The following is a 26658-nucleotide window of genomic DNA, read 5'->3' on the forward strand; positions in this document are numbered from 1 at the left end:
CAAGCCAAAACACCGAGACACGCGAGCGTGTAAACTATGAAGTCTCCGAAACCTTGCGAGAAATCACGCGTGCTGCGGGCGCCGTCAAGCGGCTCAGCGTTGCGGTTTTGGTCAATGGAACAGAAGCCACAAATGAAGAGGGCCAAACAGTCTTTGAACCCCGCTCGGCAGAAGAGCTGGCTGCCCTGCAAGAGCTTGTGTCTTCGGCCGTTGGCTTTGACGAAGCGCGGGGGGATGTCATCACGCTTAAGTCGCTTCAATTCCAACCCCTTGATACCTTAGGAACCGAGGCCAGCTCTTCCTTTATGAGTAAGATGGCGTTTGATGCTATGTCGCTGATTCAGATGGGTGTTCTTGCGCTTGTTTCGCTTGTTTTGGGCCTGTTTGTGCTACGCCCGATTCTCACAAAGCCTGCCCCAGTCGTGGCTGCCGCTGCCTCTCAGAGCATTGGTTACACCCCTATGGGGGTTGAGCCGCTCAATGGCGAGATTGCGGATGATGGGGAGGGCATTGGGGCTGTTGATTTTTCTGCTGGCAACTCGCTTGCAGATATTTCTAGCTCTTCTGAAGAGGATCCCGTTGAGCGCCTGCGCAATCTGATCGCAGAACGGCAGGATGAGACAGTGCAAATATTGAAAAACTGGCTCGAAAATAAAGAGGAGAAGGCGTGATGAGCATCTCGCATCTGCTCGAAACATTCGAAGAGATTAATCCTGAAGACGTCTTGGGGCAAAGCGCTGATGATCAGAGAACTGATCACGAACTTGCTGTTTTTGAGCGCGGTTATAAAGCAGGATGGGATGACTGCACCGCAGCTGCGGAACAGTCTGGAGCAGCTTTGAGTGAAGCTTTTGCCCAAAACTTGAACGATCTATCCTTCACATACCATGAAGCCTATTCTGCGCTTGTCCGCTCGATAGAGCCTTTGGTGCGCCAGCTTGTGGAAACAACACTGCCAGACCTTGCAAGCGACAGTTTGGGGCAAAAACTTGGCGCAGAGGTAACAGCGCTGGCCCGCTCACACGCGGGCACTCAACTGCTCGTCAGCTGCCATCCGAGTCGACGGAATATGGTGCAATCGGCTTTGCCTGATGGGCTAAGTCTTTCCGTATCTGTTGTGCCGGATGACCGGCTGACCACGGATCAAATTACTCTGAAGTTCTCGGAGGTCGAGCGCGAAATTGATGTGGCACATTTTGCCACTCAGGCGCGCAGCCTTATTCATAATTATTTTGAAAGCATAAAAGGGGAGCCACTCAATGGCTGATACATTTGATGCGCCCAAGCCGGAAAGCGGCGGGCTTTTTTCTACGGTTCCGATCGAAATGACAGTTTCAGTGGGGCGTGCAAGGCCACTTATTCGCGACTTGCTCACGCTGAGCGAGGATGCCGTTCTGCCATTGGATACGCGGATCGACGACCCCGTCGAGCTTTTCGTCGGCGATCGGCTTGTTGCGCGGGGCGAGCTTCAGGAGTTGGACGGCGACGAAGCCGGGCAACTGGCTGTTCGCATTACGGAAATTGCCGAATCCGGAAAGCCGTTTGTCTGATGAATAAGCCTGGTTTTCTGATTGCTCTTGTTGCGAGCCTCTGCTTGGTCACGGCTGGCCCGGGCGTCGCGCAAGAGTTGAGTGTATCTCTTGGGGAAGGGGCTTCGCTTTCTGGCCGTTCGGTCCAGCTGATATTGTTGATTACCGTGCTGAGTGTGGCTCCCGGTTTGGCAATTATGGTAACGTGTTTTCCATTTTTAGTGACGGTTTTATCTATCCTTCGTCAGGCCATCGGGCTTCAGCAGTCGCCCCCGAATATGCTTCTGGTGAGCCTTGCAATGTTTTTGACGTATTTCATTATGGAGCCGGTATTTATGCAGGCTTGGACCGAAGGCATTGAGCCGCTTACCCGAGAAGAGCTGACGATGGCTGAAGCTTTTCCTAAGGTGGCGGACCCGTTTCGCAGCTTTATGCTGGGGCGTATTGATCCTGAAACATTTGCGTCTATCGCTTCGCTGCGCCCCGAGATGGCTTCGCTTAGCCCGAATGTTGACGCGCCTCTCTCTGTCTTGGTCCCGAGCTTTATGCTTTCGGAGGTGGCGCGCGCATTTCAAGTCGGATTTCTTATATTTATTCCGTTCCTGATTATTGATCTCGTGGTGGCAGCGATCCTGATGTCGATGGGGATGATGATGGTGCCCCCTGCTGTTGTGGCGCTACCTTTCAAACTTTCATTCTTTGTATTGGCTGACGGTTGGCGTCTGTTGACGGAAGGGCTTGTGCGCAGTTATTTTTGACCTCAACGCTTGCGACCTTCGCGCAACCATCCAAAGACGATAAATGCGGAGAATACGAGAAGAGCCAGCCAGGGCGGCATCAGGGCAGATTGTTTGAGTCCAACGGTTTCGTAAGCACCCCGTGGGGTCAGCCCCAGCCAGCTTGCACCCGCGGCATTGCGCCCTTCACGGATGTTTCGCAAGCTGGGAAGGGGCTCTTCAATTCCAAATATACCGCCTCGCTTTGCCTCTACAAATGGGGCCAAAATCTCGGCGCTCGCAATCGTGTTTGCAAACTCTCGTGATGAGGCGGGGCCTAAGCCGGCAACAGATGCCAATGCGCCGTCTTCCAGGCGGTATAACCCTGCGTCACTGGCGGGTAGAAGCCCCTCAAAGAGGCCGGCGCTTACCTCCTTTAGAATTACTTCGCTCGTTTCCCCTGACGGGTGAGTCACTGTCACTGCATCTGGTTTGTCGTGTAAGCTGCGACGCGTGATCTTGAGGCCGCCTTCCGTGGCTTCTGCCAAAAGGGCTTCCTCCTCAAGGTCGGGTTCTTTCATCATCCAATGTGATAAGCGTCGTAGGAGTTCGAGTTGTGGGCCGCCACCTTCATAACCTCGCGCCCAAAGCCAAGCATGATCAGACGCGAGCAAAGCCACACGGCCCTCGCCGACACGGTCCAATACCAAGAGCGGCTTTTCTTCAAACCCCTCCATCAATATATCACCAGTGACGTCTGCGAGTTCGATTTGTCGTATCCAGCTGCCCCAGTCGGAATCTGCTGCGGTTTTCCCGCCCAATCCACGTGTCACAGGGTGACGCTGTCCTGTTGGTGTCACTTTTGGTTGGAATTTTTGTTCAATCACACGCGCCGTCGGGCGTGCAGGAACAATTGGCCCCAATGGCGAACGATACAAACTGTCTGCCGAGGCAAAGTCAGGCCCTGCGGCAAACAAGACCGCGCCGCCTGTTTCGACATAGTTGCGAACGTTTTCGAGATATTCAGACGGCAAAATACCCCGCCGCTTATAGCGGTCAAAGATGATCAGATCGAAATCCTGGATCTTTTCAATAAAGAGTTCGCGCGTCGGAAAGGCAATCAACGAAAGCTCTCCGACGGGCACGCCATCATGTTTTTCCGGCGGGCGTAGAATGGTGAAGTGAACAAGATCAACGGAGCTATCAGACTTCAAAAGATTGCGCCAAGTTCTGCCTCCTGCGTGAGGCTCGCCAGAAACCAACAAAACGCGCAAACGATCTCGCACGCCGTTTATCTCAAGCACGTATGAATTGTTGCGTGTGGTCAGTTCGCCTGCAGTTTCGGGGAGGTCAAACTTGATCACATTTCGTCCAGCGTGTGGTAGGCTCACAGGCAAGGAGATGTCGCGGCCAATCGGAACGTCAAAGCGAATTGGCTCTTCTGCACCCACCGAAATTGAGAGCTGTGTAAAGCCTTCGTCAACAGGCACAGCACCTTGGTCTTCGATCCGTATCGTTAGCTCGATTTGCTCGCCAATAATTCCGAAAGCTGGTGCATTCTCAACTGTCAAACGGCGGTCCCAGTCTGTGGGAGACCCCGTCATGAGCAAATGCACAGGCGCGGGCATCTGTGGCATTGTCTCAATGTCATGCACCAAGCCATCGCTGATGAGAATAGCGCCAGCAACACGGCTTTGAGGTTCTTTGGCCAGAGCCGTTGTCAACGCAGTTAAGGCGCGCGTGCCTGTGTCGTCTGCTCCGTCGCCAACACGAATTTCGCGGATATCTGTATTGGGGCGCCTTTGCAGCTTTTGCAAAATGTCTGCTTCTGCACGGTTTGTTTGCTCTGCACGAGCGCCCAGTTTTTGGCTGGAGCTGCGGTCGCTTAGAACAAAGACAATATCGTTCAGCGCTTTGCGTTCTTCCCGTTCTAAAACCGGTCCGGTTAGCACGAGAAGCACAAGAGCAGCCGCTAAGGACCTCTGCCAAGCCCCCGCAAGTCTGCGCCAGATGGCAAAGCCAATCGCCACTCCCGATAGCAGACCTAAAATCGACAAGATCGGCCAGCTCAACAGTGGAACAAACACAATATCCCAGCTCATTGTCCCAGCCTTTCAAGCAGTGCGGGCACGTGCACTTGATCTGATTTGTAGTTTCCTGTGAGTACGTGCATCACAAGGTTGACTCCGAAGCGAAAAGCCATCTCCCGTTGCCGCTCGCCTGCAAGGCCGCGGCCTACCGGCACAAGAGGTGCGCCGCGTCGATCGACGGCCCAAGCCGCGGCCCAATCGTTGCCGCCAATCACAACTGGGCTGACACCGTCGTTCAGGTTTCGAAAGGGCATTCCTTCTGCCTGCACCGCTTCGACGGTTGAGGCTTCAACCCAGACATCATGGCCCATGTGCCGACCTGGGAAGTCTTGCAGCAGATAAAAGGCTCGCGTTAGGACATGATCCTCTGGCACTGGCTCAAGCTCGGGGATATCAAGTTGGGCGGCCAGTCTGCGCAGCGCTTGTCCTGAAGGGCTTGCGGCGCCAAACTTCGCAACATTTGAGTCACGTGTATCAAACAAAATCATTCCGCCGGCCCGCAAATAAGAGTTGAGTTTGAGATATGCGGCTTGTGATGGTGTGTTTTGATCGGGGGTTATGGGCCAATATAGCAACGGATAAAAAGCAATCTCATCGCGCTCCAGATCAACAGAGTGTGGCGGCTCTGGCTCAATGGAGGTTCTGAAAAAGAGGGTGTTTGACAGCCCCGCAAGGCCCGCAAGCGCCATATCGTCTATGCCTCTGTTTCCTGTGAGCACATGGGCCAAGGCGATCTCGCGCGTCGCGCTGATAGATTTTGCGGTTTCCTGTGCCTCTGTCGTGTCTGCTGTCGCCAATAGCGCAAGGGCAATCAGGGTGACAATAGGCTGACGCAAGCGACCCGACAAAAATAACGTTGCCAAAATATCAAGGGCCAGAAGCAGGAGAGCGAAGCCAAAAAGCGGCCCGCCCAAGGCTTGTTCTGTTTGGCCGTCAAAGCTTGTTTTCTCGATTTGTGGCGGCCAGCTTGCGCGCTCAAGGCGGCGATCTGTGTCGATCACATTTTTTGCTACGCGCCGTCCTGGCCCTTCATATAGCCCGGGGATCAGGTCAGGCCCGACTTGGTTGTTTAACAGCGCGTCGCCGGTTACGCTGCTCAGGTTTTGTGCGTCTTGCAATTGCCCAAAAGCGTCGAGCGTTTTTAACGGTTTCCAGAGTGTTCCAACCATTTCTTCTTGATCCAGAGAGGTTGTTGAGCGGGCAACAGACAGCCTTTCAAGCATTCTGACAAAAAGCCCAGAAAGCGGTAAATTGGACCACTCGGCATTGGCTGAGATATGGAATAAAACGACCTCCCCCTGACCAAGCGCTTTGCGTGTGACAAGGGGCGTTCCATCACTTAACTGGGCGATAACGCGGTCTGCCAGTTGTGGGTCGGGTTGGGCGACAACTTGTGCTGTTACCTTTAGGTCTTCAGCAATACTCAACCCGAAGAATGGCGAGTCGGGGTCAAAAGGTGCAAGCGATTTGGGCTCTCCCCAACTCATCGCGCCTCCGACAAAACGTCCTCCTGCCCGAAGTCTTACAGGCAGTAGTGGATGCTCTGTGGCGCGGCTCACTTCGCTGGCGGCAAGCCGTGGACCCGCAAAGCGCACCAAGAGGCCACCCGCGGTCACCCATTCAATCAGCGCTGTTTCATTTGCGTCTGTCAGCTCGGCCACATCTGCCATGATCACAACGTCAGGGGGCGCCAGCAAAATATCATCAAGGCTGCCGAAGCTCAGGTTTGATGAAGTTACAAGCGCCTTATTTAAATAGTGAAGTGGCGATAACAATTCGAGGCCCTCTCGGTTTTTCCGCGCATCCACAAGCGCAATGTTACGCTGGCGTAAGCTGTCATCTGCCAGCACAACGGCGCCCGCCTGTGCTTGTCCTTTGATTGAAAAGCGGTTCACGCGCGCTTGTAACTCTAAAGGCAAATCAAACTCGACATTGGTTTCTTGGACACCAGCATCAAGCCTTATGTTTATCTCATCTAGGATACGCTCGACACCAGCAGGATCAGGGCCAATGGCCTGCACCACAAGATCACGCGCCCCTGTCTTTTTAAGGTTATGGACGGTGAGTTGAATGCCGTTCATTTTTTGAGGTGAAAAAGATAAGGCATACAAAGGCGCTGAACCTTCCGCGACTGTAACCACTCCGCGCGTTTCGAGTAGAGCCAGAAGGTCGCTACGGCTTTCCCTCGCCACACCGTCACTGACCCAAAGCGTGTCAAAGCGCCCCTGAGGTAATTTCGCCTCGAAGGCGCCTGAGGTTGTCATTTCCCAAGCTTCAGGTTGCAAGCCTGCCAAGCGCCGCTCCCAAACCTGTGCCGGTTGAAACACTGTGTCTTCTGGACGTGTCGTCTTCATGAGTGCAACGGTTCGACTCTCAGCTGCAGCCTCCTTTAATACGCGGGCCAAAAAACCCTGCCGACTTTGCCAATCATGAGCGCTTGCCCAGCTAGCATCCAACACAACCAGCAGTCGCTCACGACTCTCTTTGGTTTTGCTGTTTGGATTAAACACGGGCCCTGCCAGTCCAATAATGACTGCTGCAACAGCAAGTGTCCGCAGCAACAGAAGCCACCAAGGGGTGCGGTCCGAACTGCTGTCATTATCCTTGAGGCCGATCAAGAGTGACACAGCCGGAAACAAACGCCGTATTGGTGCTGGGGGCACTGCTCGTAACAATACCCACAAGATAGGAAGTGCCAACAACCCTAGGAGAAGGTAGGGCGCGGTAAAGAATAACGGACCAATGTTCATTTTGGACCTTCAATCATGGTGTGTAGCCACATCACAGCTGACTGGGCCGGTGTGTTCGTGTGGTGGCTGTAAAAGGTCCAACCTGTTTGACGGCATATTTGCTTCAGGCGCGCCTTGCGTGCTGCCAATCGCTCCAAATAGCGGGCACTCAGGTCTGCTGCTTGCAAGGTTTCATGACGCATGGTTCCTCCAACTGAGTCAAAAACCGAGCGGCCTCGAAATGGAAAGCTTTCTTCCGCAGGATCCAGAATTTGCACGCAAACTCCACGTGCGCCTTTGGTTGCAGCTTCCAGTAGAGTTTTTTCAATTTTTTCAATGTCACCCAAAAAATCCGATACACAAACACAGAAAGCGTTCTTTTTTATCGTCTCAAACTGTGGTGCTGCGTAATCTTCTGTTTTCAGGTCAGTCAGAAACTCTGCAAATCTCTGGAGCTGCTTTGCGCCTGCGCGCGGCGGCAGGTTTTCACCAGATAGACCGATTTGCTCTCCTCCCCGTGAGAGCAAAATCGCCACAGCAAGGCTCAGAAGCTGCGCGCGATCTATCTTTTCGGGTAGATTTGGAGCGCTTGAAAACTGCATGGAGCGCGCTCGATCCACCCAAAAGAACACCGATTGTGAAATTTGCCATTCTTTTTGGCGCACAAACTGTGCATCTGAGCGTGCTGAGCGCCGCCAATCAACCATGCGCAAAGTATCGCCCAGCTGAACGGGTCGATACTGCCAGAAGTCATCTCCACTGCCCGCACGCCGCCGCCCATGCCCACCAGGAATTACAGCCGCCGCCAATTGTTCGGCACGCACCAAGAGCGCGGCGAAGTTGGCCGTTGTCGCTTCAGCGCGGCTGCGTAGAGGCCGCGCCTCACTCATGCGGCGTCTTTCAGGCGCGCACTCTGGGCGATCTCGGCCTCAATCAAGCTGTCCAGGCTTTCCCCACGCGCAAGGGCTGCAAAGTTAAGGGCCATGCGATGTTTCAAGACTGGTTTTGCCATAGCAATCACGTCTGATGCATCAGGCACCAACCGCCCATGCAACAAAGCGCGCGCGCGAACCGTCAACATCAAAGCTTGGCTTGCACGTGGGCCAGGCCCCCAAGCCACAGTTTCGCGGACACGCTCAGACGCATTTGGCTCGTCTGGTCGAAAGGCCCGAACAAGTTCCAAAATGCTTTCCATAATGTCTTCTCCAACGGGCATACGGCGCAAAACCGCTTGAGCCGCTAGAAGGTCTTCCGCGGAGAAGATATTTTGAACCGTCCCTTCCGTCGGGCCTGTTGTCGCGAGCAAAATTTGCCGCTCAGTTTCCAGATCAGGGTAACCAACGTCAATCCGCAGGAGAAAGCGGTCTAACTGCGCTTCCGGCAGCGGATAAGTCCCTTCCTGCTCAATGGGGTTTTGTGTCGCCAGAACATGGAAGGGCTTTGCCAAATCGCGGGCTCGCCCAGATACACTGACTTGCTGCTCTTGCATCGCTTGCAAAAGCGCAGATTGCGTTCTTGGACTCGCGCGATTTATTTCATCTGCCATCAGAAGCTGGCAGAATACAGGACCTTCAATAAACTTGAAGGCACGGCTTCCATCATGATCTGTCTCAAGAACTTCAGATCCAAGAATGTCCGCTGGCATTAGATCAGGCGTGAATTGGACACGTTTGCTATCAAGGCCCATCACGGTTCCGAGTGTTTCGACAAGTCGTGTTTTGCCCAAGCCTGGCAACCCAATGAGAAGTCCGTGTCCACCGCAGAGAAGAGCTGAGAGTGTCAGATCGACAACGCGTTCTTGGCCAATGAAACGGCGTGTGATTTCTGCCTTTGCTGCAGACAGTCTTTCCTCGAGGGTCTCGATCTCTGCAAGCAAATTGTCTGCATCGCCCATGGCAATTCTCCAAATGAAACACTACGTTTGGTCTCAGTCTAAACAGAAACTTACAAATGGCAAAATCAATGAGCGGACAAAATACCGTGAACCCAAGTGCTGAAAGTATTGCGGCTTCTGCGCGGGCCGCTGCAAAGGGGCGCGGCCTTCCGCCTGTTCACCTTTGGAATCCGCCGCACTGTGGCGATCTTGATATGCGCATCGCCCGTGACGGCACGTGGTTTTATATGGGAACTCCGATTGGCCGCCCTGAACTGGTGCGGCTCTTTTCTACGATTTTACGCAAGGACGGCGACGCCTATGTTTTAGTGACGCCAGTTGAGAAAGTTGGAATTACAGTTGAAGATGCGCCTTTCGTTGCCGTCGACTTTGAAGCGACCGGTGCAGGCCAGACCCAATCTCTTAGCTTCACAACAAATGTTGGTGATAAAGCCCAAGCGGGCCCGAATGTGCCCATTCGTGTCGAACGAGACCCAGTGACAGGCGAGCCTTCGCCATATGTCCGCATTCGAGCCAATCTTGATGCTCTTATTGACCGTAAGAGCTTTTATCGTCTTGTTGAGATAGGAACATCGGAGCACCATGAGGGAGCCGACTGGTTTGGCCTTTGGTCAGACGGCGTGTTTTTTCCAATTATCCCATCGGCTGAGTTAGTCGAGTAGAAACTAATGTACGACGAACTCGGCATGGAGCGCGCCTGCGGCTTTAATGCTCTTCAAAATGTCGATCATGTCGCGTGGTTTGACTCCGAGTGCATTCAAGCCTGAAATGACCTCCGAAAGGGTTGTCCCGTCAGGCACTTCGGCAAGATTGATCCCCGGTTCGTCTTCAATCGCAGCATTGGTGCGCGGCACGATGACTGTTTCCCCCTCTGCAAAAGGGTTGGGCTGAACAGCAACCGGTGCTTCTTGAATACGTAAGGTCAAGCCGCCCTGGCTGACGGCAACGCGAGAAATTCGCACATCTTCACCCATCACAATGGTTCCAGAGCGTTGATCCACGACAACACGCGCACGACGTTCAGGGCGCACCATAATGTTTTCAATCTCGCCGATAGCGTGCGCTGTTGAGCGCCGTCCTGTGGCTTGGATATTGATTTGGACGGTTCCAGAATCAAGCATCACCGCCACGCGCTTACCGAAGTTTTTGTTGATTACATTTTCAATCCGCCCTGCCGTTGTGAAATCGGCTTCGCGTAAAGCCAGCCTCAAAGTGCTCAGCGAAGAAAGCTCAAACTCGATCTCACGCTCTACCCGTGCGCCGGAGGGTATCACACCAGCCGTTGGAACGCCTTTCACAACGCCACCAGCCTCCCCTTCTGCAGCGGCACCCCCGGCAATAATTGTGCCTTGCGCAACGGCATAAATCTGTCCATCCGCAGCATTGAGCGGCGTCATGATCAGTGTGCCGCCCATCAAGCTTTTGGCATCACCAATGGCTGAAACATTGACATCAATTGTCCCACCCGCCCGCGCAAAAGCAGGTAGCTCGGCAGTGACGAAAACGGCAGCAACGTTCTTGGGGCGGTATTGCTCACCACTGACGTTGACGCCGAGGCGTTCTAGAATATTTGACATGATTTCTTCGGTGAAGGGGGCGTTTCGTATCCCGTCGCCTGTGCCATTCAGACCAACAACAAGGCCATAACCTATTAAATCATTTCCGCGAACACCATCAAATTCGACGAGATCCTTAATCCGGACCTCGCTGGCCTGAACGGCCCCTGATAGGCTCAAACTGGCCAGCATAATGATCAACAGTCTCATCATCTTAAAAATCCCACAAGGGAAAGCTGTGAGAGTTTTGCTGTTGCTGTATATAAACTTTCCAGTCTGAACTGCGTTGCTTCCAGCTTTACGATTGTATCGTATGGATCGGCAGAGAGCAGCTCTGTTCGAGCGATTTCAAGGCTGGTGTTTTGAGCTGTCAAGCGGATGCTCGCATCTTCGATCCGAGCTTCAGCATGGCCCAGAGCGGCGCGCGTCACTGTCAGGCTGTCGACGGCGTTAAGGCTTATTTCACCTGCGCGGTCAAGCATAGCCGCACGTGTTTCGTCTGACAGCACCAGTGCGGGATCGGCGGAAAGCGCTGCCATTGCTGCAGATTTAAGCGTAATTTTAAAGGCAGCGTCATCGCCTTTAATTTTGAGGTCAACGCGTTCGCCATCGCCTAAGTGAAAGGCCGACATATGGCTTGTTCCGCCTGTATAGGCCACGGTTTCATAACCGCCGCCAGATCCGAACCAATCATTCATCGCTGTTTCGATGTCTGCCACTGTGACTTGCCCTGTCAGTGCGGCTCGAAGATCATTTAGTATTATATCGGCACTTGCCAATGTGGTGCGGTCTGTTGCGCTGCCTGAAAATAACGCGCGGCCAGCTACTGAAGTGTTGAGAGTGGATACCAAACCCTCAACCACCGCCTGCCCTTTGAGCGCAAGATGAGTGTCTGTGTAAGTGTTTGAGCCGTCTCCAAGCCCCAAAATATCAGAACTCATGTCGCTGATGCTTTGCTGCAGATAGCTCAGGCTGGATTGCATTGCCGCAGAAAAGCCAGCAGCTTCATGGGCTGATCTGGTAAAGACGCTGTTCATTTGAAGGCTGCGTTCTATATCGGTGAGGTAATTTAAATCCCCACCCAGATGTTTCATTACATCTTGCACTTTCCCGCTCGAAAGTTCGCTGGTTAGCCGCATCATCTCGGTCTTGAGCTCAGCGTTTTGGCGGCGCAAATGGAAAGACTGCGCCATGTCACCTATAGAAACCGAGTTCATCCTATGGCCCCCATCAATACATTCATCATATCGTCAACGGTTTGCAAAACACGGGCATTTGCTGCGTAAGCTTGCTCGATCTGCATGAGCTTTTGCATCTCTTGGTCAGAGTCGACGCCGTCGTTTAACAAAAACTGCTTCGTTTCGGCTGCCCGAACGGCGGCAAACGTCAGATCTTGCTCGGCGCTCAAACGTTGTGCGCCGAATTTACCTGCCACTAAGCTTGCCAAGTCCGAAGCTGATGCAGATTGAGCGCTAAAGCTGCCTGATGACAGGCTCTGAGAGGCATTGAAAGACGTGGAAAATGCCTGAAGCAAGGAGGCATCTCCGACCGAACCAATTGTTGCGGCACCAAACCCGTCTCGCAAATGCCAGCTCGCTCCGCCTTGGTCTGGATCGACTATTTGGTTTACTGTTATGCGCCGAGCGATCCCTACTTCATTTGAAGCCTCAAAAAGAGTGCCCGCATCTGTAAACAACCCAGGTGATCCAGGCGCTAATGTGGGATCAAGCCCCGGCGCTTGTAACCGTTCCGTCAGATCCCGCGCGAGGGCATCAAGCTCTGATTGAGCGTTAACAGCGAGATCATCCCTTATTTGAAAGAGGGCTGCGAGCTCTCCACCGCGCAGGGGGCTATTCTGAGCGCTCAATGAGATATCGACGCCGTTGATTGCAATGCCTGACAGATGGCCCGCGTCAATCGTCATATGGGGCACTATTGTGTGGGCATTCGTGTAAGAAATTTCTGCAGCCGCCCCATCTAAAAGAAGTGCGCCACCCTGAGTATAGAGCGCTATGCCTTGATTGGGGCGTTGCATTTCTTTGACGGGAACAAAACTTGCAATTTCGGTGATCAGACTTTCTCGGTAATCAACGAGGGCGGATACATCGCGCTTGGCTGTAGAACCACCAGCAATTTGGACGTTGAGTTCCTGAACCTGCGAAAGCTTCGTGTTCAAAAGCTCAACGGCTGAGTGGATCTTTCGATCCGCCGCTACACGCATATCCTGTATGCCCTGGCTTGTCGTATTGAGCGATTCAGAAATCGAACTAGCTTCGCGCACGACCTGATCAAGGCGCCCAGAGAGATCTGGACGGCTGATTGCTGAGACCAGAGCGGCCTCAAATCGGGCCATTCTGGCGGTCAGAGAACTAGCTAAATCTGGCGTGCCAACAAGCTGTTCAAGCTTTTTTTGAAAGGTTGAGATGGTTTCTTGGGCTGCCTGATTGGAATTTGCATCGCGCATTTCTGCAACAAGTGCTGGCTGACGGTGTCGAACCGTTCCAAGGACCTTCACACCTCCGCCACGCGCGTCTTGTGATTGCAATTCTACGTCACGCCGACCATATCCATCTGTCATGGAATTGGCCATATTTGACGAGACAATCTGCGCCGAGCGTGTCGCTGCGGTTAGGCCGCTGATCGCATTGGAAAGTGCTCCGGATAAAGACATATCACCACCTTGAAAATGCACAGACAGGCGCGCGGCTTCATACCGCACGCCTTACGTTTATCGTTTGATATTGGCCGTCTCTTGCAGCATTTCATCAACAGTTTGGATGACTTTTGCGTTTGAAGTATAGGCGCGCTGGGTCTCGATCATCGCGGTCAGTTCGCCTGCGACATCTGTCGTTGATTCTTCTCGAGCAAAAGCCACGATATCGCCTGTTGGCCCATCGCCTGCATCCCATAGAAAATAGGATCCGCTTTGTGGAGATGGCAAATATGTTTGCTGGTCCAGTGCAACCATTCCGTTTGGATTGGGCAGGGAGACCATCGGGATTTGGTAGATTGTTTTGGTAATTCCAGTGTCAAAGAAGGCGTGGACGAAACCGTTTTGATCCACTTCTACAGAGGTCATGTTCCCAACCGGTGTCCCATCTTTCGAGATCGAAACTGGTGCAAAGGTATCTGAGAGCTGTGTGAGGCCGTCAGACGTTCCGACCTCGCCAATATTGAGCGTCATTGGGCCGCCCGCCACTGTGACTTCGAGCGCGCCTGTCAGCGGATCATAAGCTCCGCCTGTAATGGTTGCGACGGACTCCAATGTGCCTCCTGCTGTGCGGCTGTCGTCAAAGGTCAGCGTGTATTCGCCAATCACTGTTCCCGGAGTGGCGGAGTCAGTGATCGTCATTGTCCATTCGTTGGAGACGCCCGTTGCAGGCACAGAGGGAGAGAATGAAATTGAGACGCTCTCGGAGGTGCCCATATTATCGTAATACTCAATCGAAAGCTCTGAGGGCGCCCCAGCTGCTCCGGCTTCTGTCTCGGTTGCGGGCAGGTTGACGCCAAGGTCAATTTTGGTCGTTGGCTCGCCTGTGAACTGGTTGACGTTAATCTGGACGGGCTTGAGCCCGTCCGTTGTATCGCGTGGGTAGGTTGGGATGCTGCCATCAGGCAGAGCAGGCCAACCCAATAGGACGAGGCCCGCTTCGCTGCGCAGGTAGCCGTTAGAATCTGTTCGGAACGAGCCAGTCGTGGCGAGCAGCATTTGGGACTGGCCATTGCCTGTGTTGATCTCTGAATCTCTTGCCACGGGCAAAAAACCGTTTCCGCGGACAGCGATATCTGTTGGGTTTGATGTGGCCACAAGCGCGCCGCGTTCGCTAATCAGACGTTGTGTTGTCGAGCGCACCCCGCCGGCGGAATATGTTCCGCCTGTTGAGGAGATCACCATCGAATGAAAGTCTGCCTCCATCCGTTTGTAACCATATGTGGCCGAATTGGCGATATTGTCCGAAATTGCCGCGAGCCGTGTCGCATTGGCTGTAAGGCCTGCGACACCGGCATTGAGAGAAGAGGAAATTGTCATGGATACGCCTTTCTGCTGCATCAAACGCTTGTTGAGCAACAGTCTTAACGCGTCACACTTAACACTGGGCTAACATCTAAAATTGAAAAGAGTTTCAGCGGTCGGATCTCAGTAAGACAATTTCCAAACGGTTGTTACGCACAGCCATAGGATTTCTCACAGCGAGCGATTTATCCGCGTGGCCCGTTTGCCGCATAAACCGAGTTCGTGCTAACCCACGGTCTTCTAGCATTTCGCGCATCTTGTTGGCGCGCTCTGCTGTCAGGCTCCAGACAGGGTTGTCCGCAAGAACGACCGGTGCGGCTCGCATATGCGCTCCTATCGCGATATCATTTTCAACAAGCCCAGACACTCGCGCAATGACATCTGCCAAATCGATCAAAACACTGGTCGGAGTGTCACTGTTGTCTTCAAAGAGAGCGAGGTTCTCGAGGTCGAAGATCTCAATGATCATGCCTTCGTCTGTCACGCGTGTAATGATGTGTTTTAGAGTGTCTTTCTCAACGATACTCTCGCCACCGATACCCATTAAGGCGTCTTCGATCTTTCGATAAGCTTCTTCGGCTTCCAGATCGCCTCCCTTTTCGGATGTGGCATTCTCTCCATTCGCAGTCATACCCATTTCGCCTCGGGCCTGTCGCGACTCTGCGGTGTGTAGGCTGCTTGCCCCAGTGCCGTTTTGAGGCAGGGTCATCTCCGAAAAAACAGACTCACCGCCAAAGTTTCCGTCTCCCCCGCCCGAAATCCGCGCGATTGGGACAGTGGGGCTGAAATAATCAGCGACGCCTTTCCGCTGCTGTTCTGTTGTTGCATTCAACAGCCACATCAAGAGAAAAAAGGCCATCATAGCCGTCACGAAGTCCGCATAAGCAACCTTCCAAGCACCACCATGATGCCCGCCGCCTACAACTTTCTTCTTTCTCTTGATGATGACTGGCGCCAAATTGCTCTGCGCGCTCATCTTCACCACCTTGTTTTACTCACCCACCTTCAGAGCTAAGCCAGAACTCTTACTGGTGCCTTAACAAAACAAGGCATTCCTATGATCTATAACGGCCTAATTAAGGCACCCCTTGCCGCCTCAGCGCATTGTGTTTCCAGGCGCAATACGTGGTGTCAGGACGATCTTTTCATCAAAGCTCACAGCTTCATCCGCAGAGCGCGCAAGAATAATCTCCGCGGCCTTCTGGCCGATCTCGGCACGGCAGGCATCCATTGTCGCCAGCATTTTGGGCAAACCTTGCAATAGTTCAACGCCGTTGAACCCGGCCAAGCCGATCTGTCCTGGCACATCAATCCCCGCTTCAAGGCAGTAAAGCAAACCGCCCGCCCCGATCATGTCATTGGAATAGTAGATAAAATCCAGATCAGGCGTGCGCTCAAGCACCGCCTTGGTCATCTCGCGCCCCTTCGCCAAGGCCGAGCCACCCGAATAAAACTCCTGATCGGCTATCTCGATCCCCGCCTTGGCAAGCGCCTGCGTAAAGCCCTCAAAGCGCTTCCGCGCGCGGTGATCAAGCGGCATCTTTGTGCCTAGAAATGCGATCCGCTTGTGTCCCGCAGCGACAATAGCTTCTGCCATCTTGCGCCCCGCCGCGCGGTGACTGATGCCGACAGCCGTGTCGACTGGCTCGCCGTCCACATCCATAATCTCGACAACCGGAATGCCCGAGGCGGCCAGCATAGCGCGCGCATTGTCGGAATGCTCCAGCCCAGCAATGATCACACCTGAAGGCCGCCATGAAAGCATTTCATAAAGCACCTTCTCTTCTTTCTCGGGCAAATAATCGGTGATTCCGACAACAGGTTGCAAGTCGCTGTCTTCAAGAATGCTGGTGATGCCCGACAACACTTCAGGAAAAACCATATTCTTCATTGAAGGGATAATCACCGCCACAAGGTTCACCCTCTGGCTGGCCAGCGCACCAGCAATCTTGTTGGGCACATAGCCAAGCCGCTTTGACGCTGCGAGCACTTTCTCTCGTGTGGCATCTGAAACATCGCCCCTGTTGCGCAAAACGCGGCTCACGGTCATCTCTGAAACACCAGAGGCCTCCGAAACATCTCTGAGTGTCAGAGGCCGAACACTGCGCTTCATCACGGTCAAAATCCTCGCCTTTGTGCACCTCAATGCTAGCGCAACCAGCGCCCCCCCCGCAAGCGTGTTTGGATGGGTCTTGGAATAAGGGGACATGATTTCGCGGCGCTTCAACGCAAAAGCAAAGCTTGACAGTGAAAAATATTATGGCCTCAATACATATAACGAGGGGCGCAAAAATGGTGGAGCGTTTGTGTCATGCAATGAATATTTTGGCGGGCTTTGGTGCGCTGAAACGCAGTTGAAATTAAGCTATCGGGCTGGTGTGCTTGCTTGGTTTAGAGAAGTTTAACAATGCTGACAAATAAACGAGCCTTTGCTTGGGTGCGAAACCCGATGATGCGCCGGCAAACGGGGTGTGATCTGGTATCAGGTAGGAATGGGGAATTCTTGATAGATTCAAACCATTTACTGGATATCCTGAATGACACATATTCCAACACTCCGTCTCGCCACTGATATTGGTGGAACGTTCACTGACACCGTTATTGTCGATAAAAACGATAACGTAATCGCCTCTACCAAGACACTGACAACTCATGAAAACCCTGCTGAGGGGGCTATGCAGGGCGCTAAGCGAGCGCTTGAAGCGGCGAAAGCGCGGATTGGGGATGTTGCGGGTTTTATTCATGGAACCACGCTTGCAACCAATGCGCTGATTGAAAAGCGGGGCGCACGGGTCGCAACCATCACGACGCAAGGCTTTAGGGATATACTCGAAATTGCTTATGAGCGTCGGTACAGCCAATACGACATCAATATTGAAAAGACCGATCTACTGGTTACGCGGGATCGTTGTTTAACCGTTCCTGAACGGATGTCTGCTGCTGGTGACGTGATTGAAGCGTTGGATGGGCAATGTCTGCCCAAGCTTCTTAGGCAGTTGGATTCGACGGGCGCTGATGCGGTTGCGATTTGTCTTTTGCACTCTTACGCGAACCCCGCCCACGAAAAACAGCTTCGCGATTTGCTTCATGCGGCCCGACCGGATCTGGTGATTTCGATCAGTGCAGAAGTCAGCCCAGAAGCGCGCGAGTTTGATCGTCTGTGCACTACCATTGCAAATGCTTACATCCAGCCAATGATGTCACGCTATCTTGACGCGTTTGAGGCGCGCTTTGTCGCCGAAGGTCTGACGTGTCCCATCCTGATGATGACGGCAGGTGGGGGTATGACCACCCTTAAAACGGCCGCGCAGTTTCCTATCCGTCTCGTTGAAAGCGGTCCGGCGGGGGGAGCTATTTTAGCTGCTCATATTGCCGCCGAAAGCGGTTTGGATGAGGTGTTGTCTTTTGACATGGGAGGCACAACCGCTAAGCTCTGCCTGATTGACAATGCCCAGCCCCAAAGCTCGCGGCAGTTCGAGATTGGCCGCGCCGCACGCTTTATTAAGGGTTCGGGTATGCCCGTGCGGATTCCTGTTATCGAGATGATCGAAATTGGCGCAGGCGGTGGCTCTATTGCGGGTGTGGATAGACTCGGCCGTCTGACTGTTGGGCCAAAGAGTGCTGGGTCTGAGCCGGGCCCTGTCGCCTTTGGGCGTGGTGGGGTAGAGCCAACTGTGAGTGATGCCGATATTGCCCTTGGCTACATTCAAGCTGAGACATTTGCTGAAGGTCAGTTTCAAATTGACGTTGCCGCAGCGAGAGCGGCTCTCACGGCCTGTATCGGAGAGCCTCTGAGCCTAGACGCTTTTGGGGCAGGTGATGGTGTCAGTCGAATTGTAGATGAGAGTATGGCAAGTGCAGGTCGCACCCATGCGGTTGAATCGGGTAAAGACTTGGGGCCGCGCACGATGATCGCATTTGGCGGAAATGGACCTCTGCACGCCTGTCGTGTGGCTCGCAGTGCAGGGATTGATCGTATCCTTGTCCCTGCAAACCCGGGAGTGGGCTCGGCGGTTGGTTTTCTCTTTGCGCCCGTTTCTTTTGAAATTGTGCGTAGCCGTTACGCAATGCTTCAAACGATTGACTTGGACGGCATCAACACAATGTTTGAGAGTATGTGTGCTGAAGCGCTCAGCGTCGTGCGGCAAGGCGATGCAACATCAGAAATTGAAACGCGTCGGATCGCTTATATGCGCTATCATGGACAGGGTCATGAAATTGAAATTGCCCTGCCAGATCGCGCCTTGACGGTGAACGATCTAGCCCTGCTGGCAGCCGCATTTGAAAAAGCATATTCGCGGCAGTTTTCCCGCCCCGTCCCGGGAATGGTGATTGAGATACTCAATTGGTCTGTTCATATTGCCACGATAACAGGGCGTGATGTCTTGCAGATGTCGGAGCCGTCCAGACGAGAGATTATCCCTAAAGAGCACAGACAAATTTTTTGTGACGTTCACGCGCGTCACCTTGATGCTGGGTTTGTTCATCGCAAGGACCTTGTCCCTGGAGACACGTTTAAGGGGCCTGCATTGGTGGTGGAGCCTCAAACAACCACTTTTGTAGGGGCCGATTTTACGCTTCTCGTTGATGCGCGCAGCAACCTTATTCTCAATCGTGAGGTGATATCATGACCAATATTTCTCCCGCTCGTTTACAGGTTATGTGGAACAGGTTGCTTGCTGTCGTTGAAGAGCAAGGCCAGACACTAATTCGCGCTGCATTTTCACCCATTGTTCGAGAATGTGGCGATATTTCAGCCGGTATATTTGATGCACAGGGTCAGATGCTTGCGCAGGCTGTCACGGGCACCCCCGGCCATATCAATACAATGGCCGAAGCTGTCAAAACTCTGCGGGAACGCTTTCCCGCACAATCCATGCAGCCAGGCGACATCTATATGACGAATGATCCTTGGTTGGCCTCTGGTCATCTTAATGACTTCTTGTTGATGATGCCGGTGTTCAAATCGGGTCGCGTGATTGGATATACATCCTGCACGTCACATCTGGTCGATTTGGGCGGACTTGGAATGGGGCCAGAAGGGTCTGATATTTATGATGAAGGCTTGCTGATCCCGCCTTGCAAACTTGTAGATCAGGGTGAGGTTAACGCTTTGTTAATGGAGATCGTGCGCGCGAATTCGCGCGAACCTATTGCAAATGAGGGCGACATATATGCTTTGATTGCCTGTTGCGAAGCGGGAGCGGATCGACTTGTGCAGATGATGACTGATTATGAGCTGGAGACGCTTGACGATTTGTCTGACTATATCATTACGACTTCAAAACGGGGGACTTTGGACGCGATCTCAAAGGTTCCTGCTGGTGTGTATCTCAATGAAATGATTATGGATGGCTATGAGACGCCGCTTACCCTTAAGGCAAAGCTAACGGTTACTGCGGACCGGTTACATTTGGATTTTGAGGGAACATCTGGCTGCTCTTCCAAGGGGATAAATGTGCCTATCAATTATGCGACCGCGTATTCTGTATTTGCGATGCGGTGTATCATTGGGTCAGATATCCCGAATAATGCAGGCTCGCTTGAGCCTTTCGTTGTCACGGGGCCAACGGATTGTATCCTGAACGCGCAGCGCCCTGCACCTGTTGCTATGCGCCATACATTGGGGCAAATGACGCCGGATCTTGTGCTTGGGTGTTTGCATCAGGCTCTCCCAGAGCAAGTTCCGGCTGAAGGTGCGTCTTGTATGTATGACTTACCTATGCGGCATACCGCCGATGCGGCCCGTAACGGAGGTCGAGAATTTGCCGTAGAGTTGGTTCACAACGGCGGAACGGGTGCACGCCCCATGTTGGACGGGCTGTCCGCGACAGCTTTTCCATCGGGTGTCTTTGGCAGTCAGGTCGAAATTACCGAGGCCACTGCGCCTGTTATGATTTGGAAGCGTGAATTGCTGCCAGATTCCGGTGGTGCTGGGCAGTTCAGAGGCGGGCTAGGCCAGCGCATAGAAATGACATCAGCTGTTGATGAGCCGTTTCTTGTATTTCTCTCGGTTGAAAGGCTTCACAACCCAGCCGCTGGCAGAGCTGGCGGATTGGCGGGGGCTGTTGGACGTATTCAGGTTGAAGGGCGTTCTGCTGATATTGCAGGCAAATGCGAATTGCGTGTGGAGCCAGGCGAAAGGTTGATTTTTGACACGCCAGGGGGCGGGGGCTTTGGCGCCCCTCATAAGCGAGATGCTTCTTTGCTTGCACAGGACATTGCCTGCGGTGTGGTGACGCCAGATGGCGCGCGTTGTGATTATGGGGCTGAGCTATGATCCGCGCGGTGCCTTCTGTCGCTGCGATGGCAAGCTACCCTTTGGCTGATCTGGGCAATAGCAACGCTATATCTCTGGCCCAGAATGAAAGCGCATTTTTAGTCAGTCCAAAGGCGTTGGTGGCTGGGCAAGCTGGATTGGAGCATGGGACACAATACCCTGATCCAGATTGGCACGCGTTGCGTGCTGCAATCGCGTTTGTCCATGATCTGCCTTCTGATCAGATATTGTGTGGCGCAGGCTCTATGGAGCTTATTGGCTGTGTCATCCGAGCCTTTGCAGGAACAGGGGATGAGGTTCTGGGGACGGAGTTTGGCTACCTTTTTGTTTCGACAGCTTGCCAGCAAGCCAACGCGAGCTATGTGCGCGCGGATGAGCCTAACTTCAAAGTTTCTGTCGATTTATTGTTGGATAAGGTTACCGAAAAGACCCGTATCGTCTTTATATGCAATCCAGGGAACCCGACTGGAACACGCATTCCGAATGAGGATATTGTGCGATTGCGAAAGAGTTTGAGTGCAAACATTTTGCTGATTGTTGATCAGGCTTATGGCGAATTTGACGATCAAGATCAAAGCGCGGTGTTCGATTTGGTTGCGCGGGGGGATACGGTTGTGATGCGCACGTTCTCCAAAGCCTATGGCCTTGCAGGAGCGCGGGTTGGTTGGGGGTATTTTCCCCCTGCCATTGCAGAACACACGCGCAAGCTTATGAACCCTAATAATATTTCAACCACCAGTCAGGATATGGCGGCGGCTGCGATACTGGATCATGCTCACATGAAGGACGTTGTCCACCAAACGGCAAAAATTAGAGCGGATTTTACCGCTCGGGTGCGTGCAGCGGGCCTCAATGTGCCTGAGAGCCATACAAACTTTGTGCTGATATCTTTTCGTGATGCCGAGGTTGCCAATCGTGCGAATGCCGCTTTGTTAGAAGCGGGTTACATTCTACGCAGTATGGGTGGGTATGGGCTTCCGGTTTGTTTGCGCGCAACGATAGGAACAGCTGAAGTGATGGATGCAGTGGCGAATGTGTTGGAGGCAATTATTTATGAATAATGAACGATGTGGCCCGAAGATTGGGGTTTTGGTTCCGTTTACAAACTGTAACCTTGAGCCCGATATGATGGCGATGTGCCCACCAGGTTGCACCATGCACTTTGCCCGTATGGGAGGGTATGATGTCGACGAGATTCCCGGATCTGAACAAATGGCAGGATTGGGCGCCTCTGACATATCGGAGACCTTGCGCTTGCTTTCTGGTGTGCGCCCTGCGGCGGTTCTTTATGGCTGCACTTCGGCAACACTGACACATGGCATTGGTTTTGATAGCGAATTGGCTGCGCGAATCAAGGCTGGGGCAGGTGCCCTTTCATTGACGGCTGCGGGCTCTTTGGTTGAGGGCATTACAGCCTTGGGGGCGACACGGGTTGGCTTTGCATCGCCGTATTTAGGCGAAATCAATGATCAGGCCGTCACATTTTTGGCTGATGGGGGCATAACAGTGATAAAGCGGGCCGACATTGGGCGTGCGCTCGGCAATTATGGTCAAGGAGAGCTAACTCCAGAGGAGGTCTTTGATCTTGCGATTCAAGCGGATCATCCTGATGCTCAAGCGATTGTTCTGTCATGCACCGATATGCGCTCTGTCGAGGCTATTGAGCGGATTGAAGACAGGCTGGGTAAGCCTGTTGTTGCGTCCAATCAGGCAATGATCTTTGCATTAATGCGCAGATTGGGCTTTTCGAAGCATCCTGCTGTGCCTGGTGCTTTGTTTGATTTGCTTTAAGTGACGCTGTTTCAAACCATAGCGTCACAGTTTACTAAATAGTTTGAATATCGCTAAGTTCATTCAGTCTAATACCCTCTGTCAGGGTTAACGATATTCGTAAGAGTGTCGCCTTTTCTGTAACGTGTCAGGTTTTCGCAAAACATACTGAGAGATTTGAGCTGCCAGCCGTCGTAAACGGAGGAACAATGCGGTGTCAAAATGACGTTCTCGAGAGACCAAAACGGACTTTCCTTGGGCAATGGTTCGGTCTCAAAAACATCCAAGGCCGCGCCTTTGAGGTTTCCGCTTGATAATGCTTCTGCAAGCGCTGTTTGATTGGTTACGCCGCCTCTTGAGATGTCAATGACAACGGCATTCGAGTGCATGGATGCAATCGCTTGTGCATCTACCATTCCCCGCGTGCTGTTCAGCAGGGGGACGCAAATCACGATATAGTCGGCTTTTGACCAAAGGTCAGGGAGTGCGTCAATACCATAGACTTCGTCCACGTTGTTCATTGGAGCGGGGCGGGCTCGGACGCCCAAGACGCGCATTCCCATTGAGGTGCACCGCTCTGCAATGGCTTGACCTGTTTGGCCCATACCAAGGATGAGCACGCATTGTCCTGCGATTGGAGCCACTTTGCCAGAAACCCATTCGCGCGCATTTTTTGCTCTCGCAAAACCAGCGATATCGAGTGAAAAATGTAACATGGCGCCCAGAGTGTATTCTGCCATCATGTCAGCAGCGACCCCAGCCGCATTTGTCACGGTTAGGCGTGTGGAGTCCCAATTTGCGATGTGATCTGTGCCCGATCCGCCAACTGATAGCCACTTGACCGCATCACTCTCAACAATGGCATCACGTGGAAACCCTGACGTGCCCGCGAAACGGACTGAATATATAACTTCAGGTGAATGCTGGGCAATCGCATCGGGGAGAGAGGCGTAGCTGTCGCATATTTCTACATTCAGGTCAGGGTGTGCCGCTACGACAACTCCACGTGCTTCCTCAGGATTATCCGTATGCAAGAGGACGGTTGGTGTGCGGGTCATATGGATCACTCCGTGCTTCGTGTTTTGGCGCTACTGTTCTTGGGTATTTCCTTATTCTGGACGTTAACGGACTTATTGATTTGATTGAAGACTCTGAGTGCTTTGCAGAAGCGTTAGCGCGATTGTACCCGAATTAAGAGATTGGTTTTGCGCGATCTGGTCTTGCAAAAAATAGAGCTGGGTCAGTTTGTTGAGGGTTTCAGGGTCGGAAAAATCAGCAAGATTATCCGTTCCAAATCGCTTTTGTGAAATGTCTTTGAAGACTTCTAATTGTTGGTCGATGTCAATCTGGCCAAATTCGCTCGGCAGGCCAAAAGCAACTTCAAATACTTCTCGGAGGGCTGAGTTTCCCATGACTGAATACCACTTGGCGTCATTCGAAGTTTCCTTGCTGGCGATTTGAGGTAGCTCTCGCTCAAGATTAAGGCCAAAGCGGAATGTTTCGTTTTGGTCTCCAACAGCAATTTCAAAAGAGCGGCGTTCATATAGGGAAACTATTTTTTCCGCGAAACCAGGCATCACAGTTTGGGGAATTGTGTCAAAACTAAAGGCGTTGGCAAGCGCTGTATACCGTGAGTCAGAGAGCTTTGTTGCGAGAGCGCCCTGAGTGCTTGTGCCTTCAGAGAGAACTTTATGGATGAAATACTTATTATTAATATCGTCGGATAAGCCAAAAGCGCTAAGGGCGACTTCAAGAAGTCGTCTATCGCCAACCAAATCATCAGCAGATTTCACTTTACTGATGTTATCAGAAAAATACTCTCCCGAATTCTGGATGACCGGCGAGCTATTATGCGCTTCGGTTTGGCGACCGATCGTGTTTTGCAAAAGCCTCCAACCGGCCAACCCTGACGTGGCGATAATTGGTTGAAAGCTCATTGTAGTCTCGTTGCGAGTAAGCGTTCCTCGCGTGGTAAAAGTGTGCGAAGGGCCTTGAGGCACTTGTAATACTGATTTTCTGTAATCGCGATTGTCGCCAAGTCGAGTTGTGCCCTACTGTCATGATCCGTGAGCACTCTACTCAGCTCTTCGATCCGACGTAATATCTGCAACTTGGCATCGTCGGCCGTGCTGTCTCCCGTCAAGACCAATTGAGTCGCAAAACAGGCACGGCGAACAGGTGTCGTGGCCTCCTCCGGGTGAATGGCATCCTTTAGGCGCAGAATTTTTGCATCCGGTGTTTTAATCGCAAGCCGGGAGCGTTTGTCGCCATTTTCGATCACAGCGCCATTGATTAGAACGCGTTCCCGTGGGCCGAGTTTCAGAATGAGACCTGTCATTTTGCTGCTCCGCTCGCCAAACCACGCATAATTGCGGCGTTAATTTCAATCAACGGAGCTACGCTGGCACCTGATTTTAGTACCTTTGGCGAATAATCTTGAGTGAACTCGGCCAGATAGAAAATACGCGCACGTAAATCCTGAGACAGAGTGTTGCCACTGCTTGCAACGTCGGTTGCCAATAGGGTCCAGAGATTTCGGTTTTTGTGAATCGCATCGGCAAGAGCAGGAAAGCCCTGCTTGCCTTTGGTTGCTGCGGTTCTCATGGCGTTTGTAACCTTGGCGAAGATTTCATACTCGGTCCCCCGATTGGTCCGAGTAGGGGCACCTTGGGATGTATACCCCGCGATAGCTTGGGATTGGGCGTTCATTGCTCAGCCTCGTCATTACTTATTTTATGGGAAACGCAATCAATTGGCTGGGTGCGCAGTCGCCTGCGCACCCAGTGCTCTTCTTATCGGAAGAGAGAGAGCAAAGCTTGAGGAGACTGGTTGGCAATCGAAAGCGATTGCACACCAAGCTGCTGCTGGACCTGGAGAGCTTGCAAGCGCGCTGAAGCTTCTTCCATGTTGGCATCAACCATTGCCCCAATTCCTGATTTAAGAGAGTCGGTCAGATTTGAGATAAATTCAGCTTGAGTGCTAATCCGACCTTCTGCAGAGCCAAAGGAAGCAGCGGCGTCGATAGCCGTATTGATCAGTGTTTCAATAGAGCCCAGAGCCGCTGAAGCCCCGCCTGAAGTTGAAACGTTGATCGCGGCAACGGCGCCGAGGCCACCTGCTGAGGCATTCATGAACTGACCGCTCACGGCAAGGCTCGTGGTACCAGTGTTTGTGATCGCCAGTTCGCCAGGTGTGCCGCTGTCATAGTCGACAGTTAAGTTGAGGCCTGTTGCTTCGATTGCGTTTTTAAGGCCGAGAGCGACAACGTCTCTAGTTGTGGTTGATGCAACATCTTCAGCGGTGATTGTGTAAGAGATATCGGTATCGCCAAGACGCATCGAAATACTGTCACCTGCCGCAAAAACTGTCGTTGCGATAGTTATTGCAGCATCATCTGCCGCGCCACCAGTTGCATCTAGGGCAAACCCGAAGCTGTCAAGGCTTGCTGATACACCGTTTGTGGCTGCGCCCGTTACGAAAGCGGCTTTGGCGACATATCCACCGGTTGAAAGGTTGTTGCCCGTCACCTGAATGTTGCTTGAAGTGACGCCAGCACCTGAACGGTCAAGCGACGACAGGACGTTTACAGAAGCGGCAGAGCCGTCAACAAGATTGAGGCCGTTGAATTGAGCCGCCGACACAACGGAGGCAATTTGTTCCTTCAATGCCGTAACATCTGTGTTGATTTTGGTGCGATCCACGTTGTCACCTTGGGCGGCAACGATCTTGGTTTTCATCTCTGTGAGCAAGTCTGTAATTGTCTCTGCCGCATTTCGCGCAACAGCAACTGTAGACTCACCAAGGGCCAAGTTGTCAGATATTGCTTTGAAGCCGTTTACATCGGATTCCATAACCTTTGAAATAGCCCAGACAGCTGAGTTCTCTTTGGCAGAGCTGACGCTTTTGCCTGTTGAGATTTGGTTTTGAACGTCAGATAGATTTTTATTGATACCCTTCAAAGTTTGAAGGGCAACCATTGCACTGTTATTTGTCAGAATACTTGACATCGTTTGAGTTCCTTTTGACACGAGGCGCTTTGCGCCCACCTAAAGTTCGCCCTCTTTGGGCGGGTTATGCCG

The 26658-nt window shown here is 52.6% G+C and carries 25 protein-coding genes; 10 read left to right on the top strand and 15 right to left on the bottom strand.

From position 1 onward, the window contains the following. The 4 genes from ACTF58_RS03585 to fliP all read left to right on the top strand — a co-directional run. On the top strand, window positions 1-671 hold a 671-nt coding region (locus ACTF58_RS03585), incomplete at its 5' end, for a flagellar M-ring protein FliF C-terminal domain-containing protein (protein WP_438990597.1). Continuing rightward, complete coding sequence (locus tag ACTF58_RS03590) at window positions 668-1267, top strand: hypothetical protein (protein WP_438990598.1); 600 nt, start codon at window positions 668-670, stop codon at window positions 1265-1267. The genes ACTF58_RS03585 and ACTF58_RS03590, both read left to right, overlap by 4 nt. After that, window positions 1260-1550: a FliM/FliN family flagellar motor switch protein gene (locus tag ACTF58_RS03595; RefSeq protein WP_298802045.1), complete on the top strand. Its 291-nt coding sequence runs from the start codon at window positions 1260-1262 to the stop codon at window positions 1548-1550. The genes ACTF58_RS03590 and ACTF58_RS03595 overlap by 8 nt, the downstream gene beginning before the upstream one ends. Continuing rightward, window positions 1550-2287: a flagellar type III secretion system pore protein FliP gene (gene fliP, locus ACTF58_RS03600; protein ID WP_438990599.1), complete on the top strand. Its 738-nt coding sequence runs from the start codon at window positions 1550-1552 to the stop codon at window positions 2285-2287. The genes ACTF58_RS03595 and fliP overlap by 1 nt, the downstream gene beginning before the upstream one ends. 2 nt (window positions 2288-2289) lie before the next feature. On the opposite strand, the gene ACTF58_RS03605 is transcribed toward fliP, so the two are convergent. From ACTF58_RS03605 to ACTF58_RS03620, 4 genes are read right to left on the bottom strand one after another with little or no spacing between them, the layout of a single operon-like run. Further along, a complete protein-coding gene (locus ACTF58_RS03605; protein WP_438990600.1) occupies window positions 2290-4347 on the bottom strand; it encodes a hypothetical protein in 2058 nt (685 codons plus the stop codon). Further along, entirely contained in the window at window positions 4344-7085 is a 2742-nt protein-coding gene (locus ACTF58_RS03610) for a DUF4159 domain-containing protein (protein ID WP_438990601.1), read from the bottom strand. The genes ACTF58_RS03605 and ACTF58_RS03610 overlap by 4 nt, the downstream gene beginning before the upstream one ends. Continuing rightward, window positions 7082-7954: a DUF58 domain-containing protein gene (locus tag ACTF58_RS03615; protein WP_438990602.1), complete on the bottom strand. Its 873-nt coding sequence runs from the start codon at window positions 7952-7954 to the stop codon at window positions 7082-7084. Before ACTF58_RS03615 ends, ACTF58_RS03610 begins: the two co-directional genes overlap by 4 nt. Then, window positions 7951-8958: an AAA family ATPase gene (locus ACTF58_RS03620; RefSeq protein WP_438990603.1), complete on the bottom strand. Its 1008-nt coding sequence runs from the start codon at window positions 8956-8958 to the stop codon at window positions 7951-7953. The genes ACTF58_RS03615 and ACTF58_RS03620 overlap by 4 nt, the downstream gene beginning before the upstream one ends. A 68-nt stretch (window positions 8959-9026) precedes the next feature. Here ACTF58_RS03620 and ACTF58_RS03625 point away from each other — a divergent pair, with 68 nt between their 5' ends. Then, entirely contained in the window at window positions 9027-9620 is a 594-nt protein-coding gene (locus ACTF58_RS03625) for a DUF1285 domain-containing protein (RefSeq protein ID WP_438990747.1), read from the top strand. A 3-nt stretch (window positions 9621-9623) separates the two neighbouring features. On the opposite strand, the gene ACTF58_RS03630 is transcribed toward ACTF58_RS03625, so the two are convergent. The 6 genes from ACTF58_RS03630 to ACTF58_RS03655 form a co-directional block, all read right to left on the bottom strand. Continuing rightward, complete coding sequence (locus ACTF58_RS03630; protein WP_438990748.1) at window positions 9624-10706, bottom strand: flagellar basal body P-ring protein FlgI; 1083 nt, start codon at window positions 10704-10706, stop codon at window positions 9624-9626. A 17-nt stretch (window positions 10707-10723) separates the two neighbouring features. Beyond that, entirely contained in the window at window positions 10724-11731 is a 1008-nt protein-coding gene (locus tag ACTF58_RS03635; protein ID WP_438990604.1) for a flagellin, read from the bottom strand. After that, window positions 11728-13185, bottom strand: coding sequence for a flagellar hook-associated protein FlgK (flgK, locus tag ACTF58_RS03640; protein ID WP_438990605.1), 1458 nt, complete (start codon window positions 13183-13185; stop codon window positions 11728-11730). The genes ACTF58_RS03635 and flgK overlap by 4 nt, the downstream gene beginning before the upstream one ends. A 57-nt stretch (window positions 13186-13242) precedes the next feature. Further along, window positions 13243-14544, bottom strand: coding sequence for a flagellar hook protein FlgE (locus tag ACTF58_RS03645; protein WP_438990606.1), 1302 nt, complete (start codon window positions 14542-14544; stop codon window positions 13243-13245). Window positions 14545-14638: 94 nt separating this feature from the next. Next, window positions 14639-15505, bottom strand: coding sequence for a flagellar motor protein MotB (locus tag ACTF58_RS03650; RefSeq protein WP_438990607.1), 867 nt, complete (start codon window positions 15503-15505; stop codon window positions 14639-14641). A gap of 120 nt (window positions 15506-15625) precedes the next feature. Continuing rightward, the gene (locus ACTF58_RS03655; protein WP_438990608.1) at window positions 15626-16642 is read right to left on the bottom strand and encodes a LacI family DNA-binding transcriptional regulator; all 1017 of its coding nucleotides are present in this window, start codon (window positions 16640-16642) and stop codon (window positions 15626-15628) included. A gap of 94 nt (window positions 16643-16736) precedes the next feature. Here ACTF58_RS03655 and ACTF58_RS03660 point away from each other — a divergent pair, with 94 nt between their 5' ends. The 5 genes from ACTF58_RS03660 to ACTF58_RS03680 all read left to right on the top strand — a co-directional run bounded on the left by ACTF58_RS03660 (window position 16737) and on the right by ACTF58_RS03680 (window position 22600). Then, on the top strand, window positions 16737-16934 hold the full coding sequence (locus tag ACTF58_RS03660) for a hypothetical protein (RefSeq protein ID WP_438990609.1): 198 nt from the start codon (window positions 16737-16739) through the stop codon (window positions 16932-16934). A gap of 132 nt (window positions 16935-17066) precedes the next feature. After that, on the top strand, window positions 17067-19160 hold the full coding sequence (locus tag ACTF58_RS03665; RefSeq protein WP_438990610.1) for a hydantoinase/oxoprolinase family protein: 2094 nt from the start codon (window positions 17067-17069) through the stop codon (window positions 19158-19160). Next, window positions 19157-20809: a hydantoinase B/oxoprolinase family protein gene (locus ACTF58_RS03670; RefSeq protein WP_438990611.1), complete on the top strand. Its 1653-nt coding sequence runs from the start codon at window positions 19157-19159 to the stop codon at window positions 20807-20809. Before ACTF58_RS03665 ends, ACTF58_RS03670 begins: the two co-directional genes overlap by 4 nt. Then, complete coding sequence (locus tag ACTF58_RS03675; protein WP_438990612.1) at window positions 20806-21870, top strand: pyridoxal phosphate-dependent aminotransferase; 1065 nt, start codon at window positions 20806-20808, stop codon at window positions 21868-21870. The genes ACTF58_RS03670 and ACTF58_RS03675 overlap by 4 nt, the downstream gene beginning before the upstream one ends. After that, complete coding sequence (locus ACTF58_RS03680) at window positions 21830-22600, top strand: maleate cis-trans isomerase family protein (RefSeq protein ID WP_438990613.1); 771 nt, start codon at window positions 21830-21832, stop codon at window positions 22598-22600. Before ACTF58_RS03675 ends, ACTF58_RS03680 begins: the two co-directional genes overlap by 41 nt. A gap of 68 nt (window positions 22601-22668) precedes the next feature. On the opposite strand, the gene ACTF58_RS03685 is transcribed toward ACTF58_RS03680, so the two are convergent. The 5 genes from ACTF58_RS03685 to ACTF58_RS03705 all read right to left on the bottom strand — a co-directional run bounded on the left by ACTF58_RS03685 (window position 22669) and on the right by ACTF58_RS03705 (window position 26586). Next, entirely contained in the window at window positions 22669-23637 is a 969-nt protein-coding gene (locus ACTF58_RS03685) for a D-2-hydroxyacid dehydrogenase (protein ID WP_438990614.1), read from the bottom strand. A gap of 72 nt (window positions 23638-23709) precedes the next feature. Further along, a complete protein-coding gene (locus ACTF58_RS03690; RefSeq protein WP_438990615.1) occupies window positions 23710-24516 on the bottom strand; it encodes a DUF1217 domain-containing protein in 807 nt (268 codons plus the stop codon). After that, on the bottom strand, window positions 24513-24917 hold the full coding sequence (flbT, locus tag ACTF58_RS03695) for a flagellar biosynthesis repressor FlbT (protein WP_438990616.1): 405 nt from the start codon (window positions 24915-24917) through the stop codon (window positions 24513-24515). The genes ACTF58_RS03690 and flbT overlap by 4 nt, the downstream gene beginning before the upstream one ends. Beyond that, window positions 24914-25288, bottom strand: coding sequence for a flagellar biosynthesis regulator FlaF (flaF, locus tag ACTF58_RS03700; RefSeq protein WP_438990617.1), 375 nt, complete (start codon window positions 25286-25288; stop codon window positions 24914-24916). The genes flbT and flaF overlap by 4 nt, the downstream gene beginning before the upstream one ends. 83 nt (window positions 25289-25371) lie before the next feature. After that, entirely contained in the window at window positions 25372-26586 is a 1215-nt protein-coding gene (locus ACTF58_RS03705; RefSeq protein WP_438990618.1) for a flagellin N-terminal helical domain-containing protein, read from the bottom strand. Window positions 26587-26658: the final 72 nt, after the last annotated feature.

The organism is Lentibacter sp., from assembly GCF_965657785.1.
Lineage (GTDB): Bacteria > Pseudomonadota > Alphaproteobacteria > Rhodobacterales > Rhodobacteraceae > Lentibacter.

Coding starts and splice junctions, on each gene's coding strand:
- ACTF58_RS03670 (WP_438990611.1), top strand. CDS start 19,157: ATGACCAATATTTCTCCCGCTCGTTTACAGGTTATGTGGAACAGGTTG.
- ACTF58_RS03615 (WP_438990602.1), bottom strand. CDS start 7,954: ATGAGTGAGGCGCGGCCTCTACGCAGCCGCGCTGAAGCGACAACGGCC.
- ACTF58_RS03690 (WP_438990615.1), bottom strand. CDS start 24,516: ATGAGCTTTCAACCAATTATCGCCACGTCAGGGTTGGCCGGTTGGAGG.
- ACTF58_RS03680 (WP_438990613.1), top strand. CDS start 21,830: ATGCAGTGGCGAATGTGTTGGAGGCAATTATTTATGAATAATGAACGA.
- ACTF58_RS03645 (WP_438990606.1), bottom strand. CDS start 14,544: ATGACAATTTCCTCTTCTCTCAATGCCGGTGTCGCAGGCCTTACAGCC.
- ACTF58_RS03595 (WP_298802045.1), top strand. CDS start 1,260: ATGGCTGATACATTTGATGCGCCCAAGCCGGAAAGCGGCGGGCTTTTT.
- ACTF58_RS03660 (WP_438990609.1), top strand. CDS start 16,737: ATGATTTCGCGGCGCTTCAACGCAAAAGCAAAGCTTGACAGTGAAAAA.
- fliP (WP_438990599.1), top strand. CDS start 1,550: ATGAATAAGCCTGGTTTTCTGATTGCTCTTGTTGCGAGCCTCTGCTTG.
- ACTF58_RS03655 (WP_438990608.1), bottom strand. CDS start 16,642: ATGAAGCGCAGTGTTCGGCCTCTGACACTCAGAGATGTTTCGGAGGCC.
- ACTF58_RS03605 (WP_438990600.1), bottom strand. CDS start 4,347: ATGAGCTGGGATATTGTGTTTGTTCCACTGTTGAGCTGGCCGATCTTG.
- ACTF58_RS03625 (WP_438990747.1), top strand. CDS start 9,027: ATGAGCGGACAAAATACCGTGAACCCAAGTGCTGAAAGTATTGCGGCT.
- ACTF58_RS03665 (WP_438990610.1), top strand. CDS start 17,067: ATGACACATATTCCAACACTCCGTCTCGCCACTGATATTGGTGGAACG.
- ACTF58_RS03635 (WP_438990604.1), bottom strand. CDS start 11,731: ATGAACTCGGTTTCTATAGGTGACATGGCGCAGTCTTTCCATTTGCGC.
- flaF (WP_438990617.1), bottom strand. CDS start 25,288: ATGAACGCCCAATCCCAAGCTATCGCGGGGTATACATCCCAAGGTGCC.
- ACTF58_RS03610 (WP_438990601.1), bottom strand. CDS start 7,085: ATGAACATTGGTCCGTTATTCTTTACCGCGCCCTACCTTCTCCTAGGG.
- ACTF58_RS03675 (WP_438990612.1), top strand. CDS start 20,806: ATGATCCGCGCGGTGCCTTCTGTCGCTGCGATGGCAAGCTACCCTTTG.
- flbT (WP_438990616.1), bottom strand. CDS start 24,917: ATGACAGGTCTCATTCTGAAACTCGGCCCACGGGAACGCGTTCTAATC.
- flgK (WP_438990605.1), bottom strand. CDS start 13,185: ATGTCTTTATCCGGAGCACTTTCCAATGCGATCAGCGGCCTAACCGCA.
- ACTF58_RS03685 (WP_438990614.1), bottom strand. CDS start 23,637: ATGACCCGCACACCAACCGTCCTCTTGCATACGGATAATCCTGAGGAA.
- ACTF58_RS03630 (WP_438990748.1), bottom strand. CDS start 10,706: ATGCTGGCCAGTTTGAGCCTATCAGGGGCCGTTCAGGCCAGCGAGGTC.
- ACTF58_RS03705 (WP_438990618.1), bottom strand. CDS start 26,586: ATGTCAAGTATTCTGACAAATAACAGTGCAATGGTTGCCCTTCAAACT.
- ACTF58_RS03650 (WP_438990607.1), bottom strand. CDS start 15,505: ATGAGCGCGCAGAGCAATTTGGCGCCAGTCATCATCAAGAGAAAGAAG.
- ACTF58_RS03620 (WP_438990603.1), bottom strand. CDS start 8,958: ATGGGCGATGCAGACAATTTGCTTGCAGAGATCGAGACCCTCGAGGAA.